At 40.4% G+C, this 14,299-nt stretch carries 11 protein-coding genes; 4 read left to right on the forward strand and 7 right to left on the reverse strand.

The window, feature by feature from the left end; all coding sequences use genetic code 11:
* Position 1: 1 nt before the first annotated feature.
* From FRX45_RS10715 to FRX45_RS10735, 5 genes are all read right to left on the reverse strand, one after another.
* The gene (locus FRX45_RS10715; RefSeq protein WP_226805237.1) at positions 2-1,669 is read right to left on the reverse strand and encodes a C45 family autoproteolytic acyltransferase/hydolase; all 1,668 of its coding nucleotides are present in this window, start codon (positions 1,667-1,669) and stop codon (positions 2-4) included.
* Entirely contained in the window at positions 1,662-3,173 is a 1,512-nt protein-coding gene (locus FRX45_RS10720; RefSeq protein WP_152268422.1) for a phytoene desaturase family protein, read from the reverse strand. Before FRX45_RS10720 ends, FRX45_RS10715 begins: the two co-directional genes overlap by 8 nt.
* Positions 3,170-7,030: a trifunctional MMPL family transporter/lysophospholipid acyltransferase/class I SAM-dependent methyltransferase gene (locus tag FRX45_RS10725; RefSeq protein WP_152268423.1), complete on the reverse strand. Its 3,861-nt coding sequence runs from the start codon at positions 7,028-7,030 to the stop codon at positions 3,170-3,172. The genes FRX45_RS10720 and FRX45_RS10725 overlap by 4 nt, the downstream gene beginning before the upstream one ends.
* 12 nt (positions 7,031-7,042) lie before the next feature.
* A complete protein-coding gene (locus tag FRX45_RS10730) occupies positions 7,043-8,239 on the reverse strand; it encodes a DUF2062 domain-containing protein (RefSeq protein ID WP_152268424.1) in 1,197 nt (398 codons plus the stop codon).
* Between the two features lie 134 nt (positions 8,240-8,373).
* Entirely contained in the window at positions 8,374-9,603 is a 1,230-nt protein-coding gene (locus FRX45_RS10735; protein ID WP_152268425.1) for a proline dehydrogenase family protein, read from the reverse strand.
* A 142-nt stretch (positions 9,604-9,745) separates the two neighbouring features.
* Between FRX45_RS10735 and FRX45_RS10740 the strand changes: the two genes are divergently transcribed.
* The 3 genes from FRX45_RS10740 to FRX45_RS10750 all read left to right on the forward strand — a co-directional run bounded on the left by FRX45_RS10740 (position 9,746) and on the right by FRX45_RS10750 (position 12,074).
* Positions 9,746-10,843: a mandelate racemase/muconate lactonizing enzyme family protein gene (locus tag FRX45_RS10740; protein WP_152268426.1), complete on the forward strand. Its 1,098-nt coding sequence runs from the start codon at positions 9,746-9,748 to the stop codon at positions 10,841-10,843.
* A 98-nt stretch (positions 10,844-10,941) separates the two neighbouring features.
* Entirely contained in the window at positions 10,942-11,514 is a 573-nt protein-coding gene (locus FRX45_RS10745; RefSeq protein WP_152268427.1) for a hypothetical protein, read from the forward strand.
* A 161-nt stretch (positions 11,515-11,675) separates the two neighbouring features.
* Positions 11,676-12,074, forward strand: coding sequence for a hypothetical protein (locus tag FRX45_RS10750; RefSeq protein WP_152268428.1), 399 nt, complete (start codon positions 11,676-11,678; stop codon positions 12,072-12,074).
* Between the two features lie 213 nt (positions 12,075-12,287).
* On the opposite strand, the gene FRX45_RS10755 is transcribed toward FRX45_RS10750, so the two are convergent.
* Together FRX45_RS10755 and FRX45_RS10760 are read right to left on the reverse strand one after the other, a co-directional pair.
* Positions 12,288-13,382: a trypsin-like peptidase domain-containing protein gene (locus tag FRX45_RS10755; RefSeq protein WP_152268429.1), complete on the reverse strand. Its 1,095-nt coding sequence runs from the start codon at positions 13,380-13,382 to the stop codon at positions 12,288-12,290.
* Complete coding sequence (locus FRX45_RS10760; RefSeq protein WP_152268430.1) at positions 13,379-13,948, reverse strand: RNA polymerase sigma factor; 570 nt, start codon at positions 13,946-13,948, stop codon at positions 13,379-13,381. Before FRX45_RS10760 ends, FRX45_RS10755 begins: the two co-directional genes overlap by 4 nt.
* A 140-nt stretch (positions 13,949-14,088) precedes the next feature.
* Here FRX45_RS10760 and FRX45_RS10765 point away from each other — a divergent pair, with 140 nt between their 5' ends.
* A complete protein-coding gene (locus FRX45_RS10765; RefSeq protein WP_152268431.1) occupies positions 14,089-14,298 on the forward strand; it encodes a hypothetical protein in 210 nt (69 codons plus the stop codon).
* Position 14,299 lies beyond the last annotated feature (1 nt).

The following is a 14,299-nucleotide window of genomic DNA, read 5'->3' on the forward strand; positions in this document are numbered from 1 at the left end:
TTTATTGAAGTTTCTTTTGAATATCGGTTATCTGTCGCCGGATATAGGCTTCTTCCTGCTTTGTAGCGATCTCTTTCGTTAATGCCAGCCCGTAATATTTTAAAGCACGATCAAATTGTTCACGTTTAAAACAATAATCACCCGCAAGCACATACGCATGATAAAATTGCGGGTTGCTTTCTACTAAGCTATCTGTATTTATATCTTTTCCTTCGGCTACCCGATGCTTATATTCCCTATATTTTTCAAAATTTTTATATTGCCGGCTCAATAAAAAGGTATCGGCAGCAACCGTAAGCTCAGGGTCATATATTTCCCGGTTTTCCGGCAGTCCATGCAACGCAAAAACCTTATTAAGATCGTAGGCTACAAACTCACCCAACTGCCAGGGAGCCGTGGACACCCATACCAATAATTTTTTTGGCTCAAATACAATGGCGTGATGGGCTATTAGCTGGTTCAGCGCTTTTTCATTTCCTATACCAATATTGGCATCATGCAACCCCTTCCTGTCTCTTAATATGCTAACTGTATTTTGCACAGTGTTTTTCCCTTTCTCCTGTAAAAGTTCCTGCAGTCTTTTATAACGATAAGCCGATGCGCTTTCATTCATTTGTTCAATATTGGGTTCAGACCCTGCCAATGCTTTACTCTGGAAATGATTGGCGCAAAGAATATGATCCGACTTTGGATCATACACATCTAAGGTATCGGGTGTTTTTTCAATGATCACGGCCTTATTGTCTGCCGCTGATCCCACCAAAAACGATTCGGATACAAACATCGTTCGTTGATGCGCTATAGCAATGGCTTCATCAATCGTAGCAGCATACTGCAATATTTCCCTTGCCACCAGTGAAACCGGCGTAGCTGAACCGGAGGGTATACTGCTTTTGGCGGCGTTTATGGTTACGGTAAGTCCTTTTTCGTTCATGCCCGATACCACGCCTATAAAGCCGCCCCATGTAACGCTCATGAACTTATAACCCTGCGAAGGATTTTCAAAAAGGATGATCTTGTTTTTGGCAAAATCATCACCCACATAAAAATCAAAATTCCGGCCAATGATCATGGTGCTGTCTTCCGAGGCTGCATTCCAGGTACCGAAAGAAGTACATCCCACCAATGCCATGTTCTGCAACGCATGACCAATATCGTGTGCTGCATGATAATTGAGTATACGCTGATAGTTGGTACCTATATATCCATATCCATCTGAAGCGGATTCGGATATGCCGTATATTTCCTGTTTATACTCATCGGTAATATTCTTATCCAGGTCGCGGTTGAACCAGCCGATCACATATTTTAAAAAATGCAGGTAAAAGGTGGAAGGGATCATTTTGCTGATCTGCGCACTGAAATAATCTTCCTGTGATACCAGCAATTCTTTGGAAAGCTTACCATTTACCACTCCCCTTTCAAAAGAATCTCCTTCTACATACAATTCAAATAATCCTGATCTGCTCTTCTTTAGCCAGTTGTTTCCAAGCGTATAAAAGCCATTGCCATGATCTTCCCGCTGCCATTTCACACTGCTCCTATCTGCAACAACAGGCGGATCTGTTTTGCTTACGTATACCACATATGCAAAACCACATAGCAATATCAGCCCCAATACGCCAATACTGTATAATAACCATTTCCCTATTTTTATGATGCTACGCATTTTTTATTTTTTCAACTACGTTTTCGTTACCCAATAGTGAAACACAGGTAAGCAGGGCGCTTATGGAAGAACCCAGCACACCGTGGATATTAATATTTTGCCCGGTAAGATAAAGGTTTCTGATCTTGGTTCTGGGTGATACAAATGTTTTTAAAGGATCTTTATAATCTTTTGCCACGCCATATAAAGATCCGTCATAATTACCAATATAATCCCTGTAGGACAGCGGTGTGGAAGTAGTGTATGATTGTATACAATTCCGCAGTCCCGGAAACTTTTCTTCCACGCAATCCAACAATATTTCAGCCTTATACTTTTTAAAGGTATCATACGCTGTGCCGCGTTTATTTTCGGCTGAAACCGTATTGAAAGTATCATGCCAGGGTGCTACTTCCTCATAACGCATATAAGTAAAAATGGTCATCGCCTCTGCATATTCTCCTGTTTTGGATGAAGGAGGAAGAAAAAGCGCGTAGCCCAAAGGCCAATTGTCTTCTGTATAATCAGCAAGGTTCCATATCTGTCCTTCTTTGTGATAATAATAATTATGCCTGGCATACCTGAAACAGTTTTTCTTTAATACAATATGCAGTAAAAAAGAAGAAATGGTATGGGGAAGGTTACGTATGCGCTTGCGATAGATGTTTTTTATAACCGCCGCATCCGTCATTTCCATTGTTTTTGCCGGATGAACATTAGAAATAAACTGGTTTGCATAGTACCGGCTGCCATCAGCCGATTCCGCATATACAACCACATCATCTTCGGTTACTATTTTTTTTACCTCGCAATGCCTGATAACTTCACCGCCGGCATCCCTGATCGTTTTGGTCAGAACCTTTCCTATCTGCGATCCGCCGTCAATGCATTTCCATGCGCTTTCAATATAACTGTTTATAATAAGCGCATGCACATAAAAAGGAGTTTCATCTGGTATGCCCACGTACAGCGCATTATTGCCTGCAAGCACAGCCTGCAATGTTGTATTACCGGTTAAAGAGGTAATAACGGAATGGGTATCCAAGGTCAATACATCCGCCTTTTCTTCATACAACCCGTTTGTTCTCAAATTATATAGGGGAAATTTGCTGCAGGTTTCTTTTATTTTACAGCAATAATTGCGGATAGCTGTTTCTTCATCCGGAAAATCCACAACCAGGTTTTTTATAAAATTTTCATATCCCTGGGCCTGCCGGTATACTTTCTGATCATTGCCGATGATGATCTTATCAAAGGCGTCCTCATCCATCTTTTGCAATTTCAGCTTATCCATCAAACCCAGGTATTTGAATATCTGGTAAAGGTTTTGTCCTTTATCTAATCCGCCAATATAATGTACGCCCGAATCGAAAATTACTTTTTCGCGTGCAAAGGTCTGAAGACTTCCGCCTGTTTGCTTATTTTTTTCGAGTATGCAAACACGGTATCCTTCTTTGCTGAGTATACCTCCGCATACCAACCCGCCAATACCACTTCCAATTATCACTATATCATACCTGTTCATTGTATGCCTTTGCGGTTTTGAATTACAAAAATAACATTAGATGTATACTTCGTTTCATCAATCTTGCGGCATTCCATATGATGTGCCGCTGCCATATCACTGATCAAACGGCCCGACAAAAAGGATAAGCCCGAACCGGTAGTTTTATTGAATCCAAAAAGCCTTGTGGAAAAAAACTCTGTCAGCTTAGTACCTTTATGCTTCTCCTCCAGGTCCTTATCACCGTCACGTATAATAAGTGTTCCGCCTTCATTCAGGCTTTCCATGCACTTACCGATGATCTGTTTTTGCTGCCCGGGGGTGAGATAATGCAACATATCGGCAAGTATAATACCATCGTATTTTTTGAATGCAAAGTTCAGTACATCTGCATGTTTAAAATTGATCTGTTCATCCTTACTGAAACAATGACCGGCTACAACCGTTTTTTCTTCATCATAATCAATACCGGTAATATTTCTATCCCTTGCAGCAAAATAAAGCATATACGACATAAAGCCGTAGCCACAGCCAATGTCGAGCAAATTGCCCTGCAAAGGCAGCAACTGATGAAACTGCAGGTAATCCTTTTCCAGTCTCACCTTAACGCGCATATACCATTCAAGCACCGGTCCTTTATAAATATAATTATAAATCAGTTGTTCCCTGAACCAGGAGGGAACTTCTTCCGATGCTCTTAATTTTTCATATTCAGTTCTGAAATACTTCCCGATTTGTTTTGCCCTCTCACTGTAACCATCACCATAGCTTTTATCCAAGGGGTGTATACGCGGTAAAAACCGAACCGTTATTTTTCCATCTTTTACCAGCATATCTTTTTTGGTCATCGTGTACCCGGTACCGTGAATAACCACGGGCAATATATCTAAGTGCAGTTGCTCCGCGAGGTAAAAAGCGCCCCTGTGAAATCTTTTCATTTTCCCATCCGGCGAACGGGTACCTTCGGGAAATACTACAATCGAATAGCCCTTGTTCACTTTTTCCCGCATTTGTTCAATGCTGTTCTCCGCTCCTGCCGAGGCCGAATAATAATCCGCCATGCGAACCACCGCGCCCGAAACAGGCGCATGCCTTACCCTGTCGTTGGTGAGCAATATCAGCTTTGGATATTGCATCATCAATATAAAATTATCTAACCCCGACTGATGATTGCAGATGATCACAGCAGGCTTTGAAAAATCCTCGCCCAACGGATTAATGATCGTTTTCTTAACATTACCCATTATATAAATGAGCGACCCTGAAAACCGGGCAATAGCCACATGGAAAAAATATTTACCTTTTTCTTTATTAAAAGGGTTGCATTTTACCAGCAGAAAGCCCAGTATAGCCAAAATAATGCTGCCGCCAATAAACCACACATGAGCAAACATAGATTTGCAAAAGCCAAAAAAAGTCCAGGGAAACAGTTTCTTCTGTGTTCTGTTCCTGATCAGCACGGAAAATAAAAAAGGAATGCATACCTGCGCCACCAGCACTACGCATAGTATACCAATAACGGAAATCATGGCAATGGACCGCAGGGCGGGATGTTGGGCAAAGATGAGCACACCAAGTCCTACGGTAGTGGTAATGGCCGAAAGCAGGATGGATGATTTAAAGGAAGAAAGGTTTTTTTTACCGGTTTTATATTCCTGCAACAAACCATCCATTATGAAAATACTGTAATCATCACCCAAACCAAAAATGAGCGTAGATACAATAATGTTAATAATATTAAATTTAATACCCGCTATACCCATTATGCCAAGGATCCATATCCAGCTCACCAGCATTGGCAAAAAAGCCATCAGCGCCAGCTCTATTCTTCCATACGTTACCAGCAAAACAAAAAATACCAGCAAGGAGGTAATGAGCGCTATAGTGGTAAAATCAGCATTGATGAGTTCCACAAATTTACCTGTGAGGTATTGCTTGTCTAATATGGTAGCGCCGGGCTTATTTTCAAATGCATCATATACAGCCGCCTTGTTTTGTGCGGGCACTTTCAACAAGGTTACAACAGTACTCTTACCGGGTTCTTCGGTAATATAATCATCCAGGAAGGTTTTTCGAATAGTGGCTACAGTAGTTTCGTCTGTGTCGTCAAAAGACTTGTCAAGCAACAATGCAAAACGGTTAAAAGCTGTGGTACTATATCCTAATGCGGCTCCCTGCTGTTTCAATACCAACAATAGTTGTTGCTTTTTTTGGGGCGTCCAGTAATTATTCCAGCGGGTGATCCTTTGTTTTTGCAGGGTATCGGAAATAAGCAATGAGGATACCCCGGAGTATTTGGTAATAATATCCTTTTCTCTAAACTGCGCTATCTTTTTTGTCAGCTCTTCATTAAGCACCAATGCATCGTTGAGTGTTTTTCCTTCAGCAACAAGATAAACCGACTGCAGGGCGGTTTCATTTATCCTGTTCAGTTTAGCTTCTGCCTTCTTTAAATGTTCCGGCATAAAGTTCATATTGTTCAGCTCTGTTTCAAAGCCTACCCGTCCGGAAGTATATACAAAAACAGCAGTTAACGCTGCAATACCAATTAAAATGTATTTGTTATGATCGGGGCGCAGGGAAGCTATCCTGTCAATCCAGGAATGTTTTGCTGCGGCATTCAGTTGATGCTTTTTTTGTGAAGGAAGGAAATGAGGTAAAAAAACCAGGGAGCAAAGAGAAGCGCCAATAAGGCTAAACCCTGCAAAAAGACCCAGATCCTTCAACATATCTGATGCTGCAAAGTTCAAACAAAAAAAACCGCCTATTGTGGTAATGCCGCCCAGCGTAAGCGGAAAAGCCAGGTCGCTTATTACCTTCCGGATATTGCCGGTATGACGGTAATGATTAAAAACATGCAGCGAATAGTTTACGGCAATGCCTAAAATTACTGAACCCGTACCAATAGCAATTACTGAAATACTTCCCCTTATAAAATATACAGCCATTAAAGCAAACAGGGCTCCAAAAACAACAGGGATCATTATGAGTATGGGTGCAGTTACCCGCTTAAAGTAAAGCCCGATAAAGACAATCAAAAAAATAACGGTAGCTGTTTGCGTAAATAAAGTATCCTTTTCCAATTGGGCGGCGTTACCGGCCGAAACTGCTGTAGCGCCAAAATAAGAGGCGTCAATACGGGGGAAAGCTGTTGCCTGCGAAGCCATCACGCTATCCAGTCCTTTTAAAAAAAATGCATTTTTCCCTGTATTATTCGGGGAGTATACCGGTGTAATAAAGAGCAGCAGATTTTTATGATCTTTGGTTATTACCGCGTTGTCATACAATTCAAAATTCTCATCATACTGGAGTTGTTGTAGCTTTTTGAGCGCAATAAAGGAAATACCCACGGGATCGTTGCTGATCATATTTTTAAAAGCGATGCCCGCAGGGGATGTCAGGGTTTGAATATTCCGTTGAAGCGTTTGGCTAATGACATCCGGAGTAATAAGACTGTCTATAGTAAGATAATCCTGTTCTGTAAGATAAACGGGAAGGTGTTCATTGATTACATCGAACATAGCCATCGTTACTTCATCATCTACTTTATAGCTTATCCTGCTTATATAGGATGGGAGCTTTTGCTGTACCTGTGTTACAAAATCATCCGCAAAAGCAACCAGGCTGTCCGGCTCGGCTATGGCAGTATCTTTTAAGGAAACCATTACCACCAGTTTATCCATGAATTTGGAATGCTGGAAAACATGGTTTAGTTTTTCAACCTTATCATCTTTGGGAAGTATTTTAGAAATGTCCTCTTCAAACTTCAGTTGAATTGCAAAGAGGGCCGACCCAATTAAGCAAACAAAGAAGAGCAGGTACAGTTGCCATTTACGTTTTTGAAAATAACCATATATACCGGCAAAAATCTTCTCCATATAATTGTTGCATTAAACTGCCGTACTCGTTTTTTTTCTGAAAAATGCAAGCAGTGCCCATGTCAGCAGTCCGCACAATATACCCAAAACAATTGCCAGTGTTATGCTGCCGTACAGGTATTGCTGAAAATTGTTTTTTACAGAGTCGAATGTCAGGTCGCTGGTCAAAGTCAAACTTCCGCCTCCGGTTTTCATCCATACCGCACCGGTTTTGTAGCTAAAAAAAATGATCAGTGGTATTAATGGCGGTATGCTGATATTGGCTGCTATTATAACCAGCGCCTTATTTAGCTTTAACACAATGGATAAAAATATGGCGGTAACCAACTGAAAGCCCCATACAGGCATTATACCCATGCATATACCCAGTGCAACAGAAAAGGCTTTTATATGATGAGGTTCATTTACATTAAACACCTGTTCCCTGAAAAATGCTCCCCAGTTTCTTTTTTGAAAAAGAGACAGGAAAAAATTTCGTGGCTTGATGTATAAAAATGCAATCAGTACCAGTAATGTATTCAACAGGCTGATCCTGAAAAAATCTTTGAATGGCCTGAAATGTGATATCCTCTTTTCTTTCGGAGCATAGTATACGGAAACCGGAACAGACTCAATTTTAATTCCTTTCCAGGCAACCCTCACCAGCACTTCAATTTCAAATTCATATTTGCGGGTAAAGAAAATTATGTCTTTCATTAAAGCTACAGGATAAAGCCTGTAACCCGATTGTGTATCGGGTGTATTAATGCCCGTCTCTATTTTAAACCAAAAATTAGAGAACTTATAGCCAAAGCTGCTTTTTCCCGGAACGGAAGACTGATCCATATTGCGGGCGCCTATTATTATTGCGTCTTTCGTTAATTCTAATTTATCCATGAATACCGGCAGGTCTTTGGCAAAATGCTGGCCATCCGAATCAATCGTTATGGCATGTGCATAGCCCGATTCAACTGCTTTTTCAAAGCCTTTCCGTAATGCCCATCCCTTACCTTTATTTTTTGGATAACTGACAATGTCAATATGCGGTAAAGATGCTAAAATTAAAGCCGTATCATCGGTAGAGCCATCGTTTACCACGATAATATTGTGGGTATATTCCGCAACATCTGCAATTACTGCAGGGAGCGTAATATCATTGTTATAAGTAGGTATGATGACACAGGTACGGTACTGGTTGAAAGCAGCCCTTAATATATCTTTATCACTCATCTAAAATATGGTAAGATTATGATTGCCGTGGCAAAGATAAATATTTAATAGCTAAGGGGTAAAGCATACATGCCGGATATGAGGGAATACAGCTTTTAAATGTGATGCCAAAACATGAAATGAATTGTAAAAAATTACAATTTCCGGCGCTTCATCTCTTTTTTGATCAACCCCAGTTCCCTGCCTGTTTGCCCGGCCATGGAACTGTTTTCCTGCGCCCGGCGCATAAGGTAAGGCACAACATCTTTAATGGGCCCAAACGGAAGGTATTTGCTTACCGAACAACCGGCTTTGGCAAGGTTGAAAGTTATATTATCACTCATGCCGTATAGTTGTGAAAAATGAATATGCGGATGATGCAATGAAAGCTTTTTTTGTTGAAGTAATTGTGCAGCATGCAAATTACTGTACTCATTATGCGTAGCCACAATAACAGCAATCTTATCTATATGATCAATACAAAATGAAACAGCATTATTGTAATCGCGGTCGGTAGCCGCCTTATCGGGTTGTATGGGTGATGCATACCCCATAGCCTCTGCCCTTTCCCTTTCTTTTTCCATGTAGGCTCCGCGAACCAGCTTAACACCCAGGATAAAACCACGCAGCTCGGCCGCTTCAAGTGAATCTTTCAGAAAAGATAGCCTGTCGTGACGATACAATTGAACTGTATTATATACCACCACCTTCGTTACATTAAGTTTCTCCATCATTAAAATGGCGATCACATCAACCGGATCCTGTATCCAGGTTTCTTCGGCGTCAACCAGTACGCCAACTCCTTTTTCGGCTGCCGCCCTGCAAATCGTCTCCATTCTTCTTTGCACATTTTGCCATTCGGCCCGCTCTTCATCACTCAGCGATGCAACTGCTTTGCTATATCTTTTCATAAGGGAGCCCTTGTGGTCCGAAACGGAAGAGTCTAATTTTTCCAATAAACCATACCTGGCAAAACCCGTTACCTTAATACTGATGAAAGGAATATTGGGCTGGGTGGAGGCATAATCAATTACTCTTATAAATTCAGCCATTGAATGATTAAAAGCCGCCTCATCATTTTCTCCTCCCTCCACGCCATAATCGAGAATAACACGCACATTGTAATCGCCGAGCTGCTGAGCTACCTGCGCCGTTTCTTCTAATGTTTCACCTCCTACAAACTGCTCAAAAATGGTATGCCTGATCAGCCCTTTCAGCGGTAGCCCGGCCTTTAAAACCCAGGGCGTTAACCGGGTACCCCATTTTACCAGCAACGGATATCCCATTGACGAAAAAAGGAATTTCGCTTTTTTTAATTCCTTATCTGTTTTGTAAGCAAATGCATTTTCAGTATTGTCAAATGAAATGGGGACGATGGTGTCCATACCTGCATTATTTGTTCCAAATGTAAGTAAGGAAAATTATGTAGCGGCATTTTTCACTGCCTGCCTGTCACTTATTTCTTACGGCTTTCTGCTCTCCTTTCCTTCATTAGTTTCTTTATCTTGCAGTTTTGCAGTACATTTTATGAAAATTACCCACACCGTAATTTACAAATTCAGCATTCCCATGCATCCTTTTACCATCGCCACGGGCACGATGCATTTTGCCCAGAATATCTTCATAAGAGTATATACCAACGAGGGAATCTATGGCGTAGGGGAATGCTCAGCCTTTCCAATGATTGTTGGCGAAACGCAGGCAACCTGTTTTGAAATGGCTAAGGATTTCGCTTTGTTATGGAAAAATAAAGATCCGTTGAACATAGAGGAACGCATGAACGAGTTGCATGCTTATACTGCATATAATAGTACGGCTAAAAGTGCTTTTGATATGGCGCTGTACGATATAAGCGCAAAAGCTGCAGGCAAGCCCCTGTATGACTTTCTGGGAGGAAAGAAAAAAAGCATGGAAACAGATCTTACGATTGGTATTGATACCCCTGAGGCGATGACGGAAAAGGCGGTTGAGTTCAAAAACAGGGGAGTAAGAATAATTAAAGTAAAATTAGGCAGGGAGCCGGAAGAAGATGTAGAACGCATAATGCAGGTACGTGAAGCCATAGGCGATGCTTTACTATTGCGTATAGACGCCAACCAGGGATGGAACAAAAACCAGGCGCAACTGGCTTTAACCGCATTAAGCCGGTATAATATTGAGTTTTGCGAACAGCCCATGCGCAGGCATGACGATCATTTTCTTCCTGAATTAAAACGCATTTCTCCTGTTCCCATTATGGCAGACGAAAGTGTCTTTGATCATCACGATGCGGAACGGATTATAAAAAGCAACGGATGCAGTTATGTAAATATAAAATTTGCGAAAAGCGGGGGTATACTGGAAGCCCAAAAAATAAATGAAGTTTGCCAGCATCATCATATTCCGTGTATGATGGGCGGCATGCTCGAAAGCCGCATTGCACTTACCGCTTTTGCGCATTTCGCCTCAGCTACCGCCAATATAAAATTTTATGATATGGATACCTGCATGCTTGGACATAAGCTTGATCCGGTAACAGGCGGGGTGATCTACAATAATTTTTATGTAGAATTGCCGGATGCAGATGGTATAGGTGCGGATGCAGATGAAAGTTTTTTACTTGCCAATGAACATATTATTATTTAATTTATTTACGATTACATTGATTTAAAATTAATTCTTTTTAAAAAAATAGTATAAATTGTTATATCAGTTACAAAAGAATAACCTCTGAACCTTGATCAATGATGAAAATACCTTTTCTGATCTATTTATTAACAAGTATAACCATCACCGAAATAATTGCGCAGGAAGTTCCTGGAAAAGAGGAGAATATAGAAGACAGCAGTAAAATTTACATTAAGCAATTTACCAATACAATAAATGGCGGGGTTTCTTACAGATCTCCGGTTTTTTTTGCCATTGGTGATAAAGGAGAAAGGCTAATCGTTCAATTAAACACTACTTCAGCAAAAGATCATATTCAAATTACTTTTTTAGCAAAAGATATAGCCTGCAGTAAACAGGGCCAAAGTATAATTATATTGATGAATGAGAATCATTCTCCCACCCTGGTAAACGCATTGCCTTCTAACTGCAGAAATATGCAGGCTGCATTTATATCAAACACAGAAGCACGTTTAGAGGACTTCGGTACCGATCAATCGGAAATTATGTTTTTGGGCTTTTTCAAAATAAAGTCCTTTACGCTCAGTGATGAATCAAAAACCATTAAGTATCACTTTGATAATCGAAGCGCTGAAAAGTTTCGAATAGCTTATAAATGTTTTGAAAAGTTTACAGGCATGTGGAACTGAACATATTGGAAAATGCAATCGGTGGCTTTTCCACAAATCAGGTAAAGGATTCCTCAATAAAAGCAGAATAAGGCGGCCGGTAACTATTTATTCACAACTAAGGGCTGAAAAAACAAATGGTACGATATTATATGTATATTGTTTTATAAAAAGAGTTTGCCATGATGAAAATATTTATTATTCTGCTTATGATGGCGGGTCCTGCAACGGGCTTTTGTCAGTCAAATGCCAAACAGGTAATTAAAGTGGCAGGTATCAGTTTGCAACAACTGGTCAGCGGGTTTCTGGATGCCGGATATTCTATCGAAAAAAGTGAAGCCTCCATGAGTGTAATTATAACGCATTTAAAAGAAACAAAAAAAGCGAGTGTAGCTACGCTTTTAAAAGCAAAAATTCAGGATGGCAACCTGTTGTTATCAGGCGAATATATTGTACCGGGAAAAGATGAAAACCATTCTCCCATTACAAATGCCGGAATTCCCGGAAGTCCATGCAGCGAATCATGGGAGATGATGCACGATTTTGCACAATCTTTTAAAAAACCATTGGAGATCCAGTGATTCAGGAGAGCAGCTATCGGTTATCAGGCTTTAAGAAACCAGTGCTATGTGAAACGTGAAAAGTGAAACGAGAAAGGTTAGAGATGAATAAATTTCACGTCGTTTATCATCTATCCTCTCACGAGGGCTGTGCTGAATTCACGATTGCGTTAAACCGGGCGGGCATTGCCCGTTCCCTCTTTTACTTTTATCCTCTCACTTTTCACCCTAACTTTAATATCCTTTAACCATAAATACACATTCTTCAATCTTCTTCACCTGTTGGGTTCTGCCTATATTTTTTATGGTGGAAGTGGAAGGTAATTTTATGTGGAGGTTTGCGCTATCTTTTTTCAATTCATCAAGCGCCTTATAAATGTTTTTTGATTTAATAGCAAAAACAACGCCTTCCGCACTTGTTTGACGGGTGCTTAATATACCAATTATTTCTCCATCTTTATTAATAACCGGGCCACCGCTATTTCCGGGATTAGCAGAAATAGATATCTGGCAGGTGAGCGAATCGCCATTAAACCCTGTTTTTGCGCTAAGGTAACCTTCGCCATATACAATTTCTTCCCTGGGATAACCTAAAGTAAATATGGGCTCAGCAAGGTCAACAACCGATTTTTTGTTGATGGTATAAGGCAGGGCGTTCAAAGGCTTATAAAGGCTGTCGCCGATCTTAAGAATTGCAATATCTAAGCTATCATCCGAAAATATGGTTACAGCGCTTAATTCAACCCCCGATTTACTTTGTACAGTAACTTTTTCGGCTTTGCTTACCACATGGGCGTTGGTTACCAGATACCCTTTAGCATCAATTAAAAAACCCGTTCCGCCAAACTTTGCCGGAATACCGGGAATCTCGATTTTATTCTTTACATCGGTTAATTCGCGGCGGGTATGATTTTGATTCTTTTCCAGAATATCAATCTTTCGTCCCAGGTTTTCTATTTGTGCTTTATCGGTTTTTGGTGTTAACGAGGTAATCATGCCGCTTATAATTAATGCGGTGATCCCTGCTATTGAAGCTGCAACGGCTATTGTTTTTCTGGAACGGTTCCAGAGGTAGATAAGTTTATTTCCACCAAATTTCTTTATTTTTCCTTCTGCTACTAATTTATTGTGCGCATCTTCTAAGGAAGAGCGGTATTGCTTATCCTGCTCAAACCGCTCCATTTGATTAATAAAAAAGTGATGCTCTACAACCAACTGGTCAACATCGGGATGGGTTCTGCGTAATTCCTGGAACAATATTTTTTCTTCCTCCGACAACTCCCCCTGGAGGTAACGTTCCACCATTTCAAGTAAACGAATGTCATTCATTTGTTACCATTTTTATATTGTGCAAAAAATAGCTTTCGCAATCTTATCAGGCATTTGTACTTCTGATTCTTTGCATTATCCGAGTTGGTATAGCCGAAAGCCTCCGCTATTTCCTGCATATTTTGTTTATGTATATAATAGGCCTCAAGCAGGCTTTTACAGGGTTCTCCGACATTTGCCATAGCATGTTCCATCATCCCAAGCTCATTGTTTCTCTTTTCATGCGCCCCAAGATCTTCCTCCACATACACCGTTTCTTCAAGTCCATTGCTTTGCAGCTCATACCGGCTATTTTTTTGTAATCGTTTGAGCCACAATCGTTTACTAACAGAGTACAAATAGGTTTTAACCTGGCAATTCAACTCAAATACCCCCGATTTAGCCTTTTCATATAATACAATCAAAGCCTCCTGAAAAATATCTTTTGCATCATCCTCCGTTCCGTTATTGTTCAGAATCAGGCTTTGAATAATTCCATAGTTATCCTTGTATATTGCTTCAATGGCGTTTTTATCGTTGACCGACAGGCCTTTGATTAATTCTTGTTCCTTAAGGTTACTATTCACTAAGCTTATATTAATACTATAATGCCATAATTGGTAACCCAAAATTGGGCAAAAAATAATTTAAAAAAAATCGGGTTACCTTTTTTTCACTTTTGTATTAAAGGTAGATTTCATTATCAAACTATTCAAAAACATTAAGAATGAAAAAGTTACTCGTTATTTTGGCTATAGGCGCTTTTGCTGCCTGCAACAATGCATCTGATTCTGCTGAAGCTACTGTTGACAGCGTAAAAACTGCCGCCGAAGCTACTGTTGACAGCGCACAAAATGCTGCAGATGCTACTGTAGACAGTGCAAAGAACGCTGCAGATGCTGCTGTTGATTCTGTAAAAGACGCAACCAAGCAATAAG

The organism is Agriterribacter humi (assembly GCF_009192765.1).
In the GTDB taxonomy this organism is placed as follows: Bacteria; Bacteroidota; Bacteroidia; order Chitinophagales; family Chitinophagaceae; genus Agriterribacter; species Agriterribacter humi.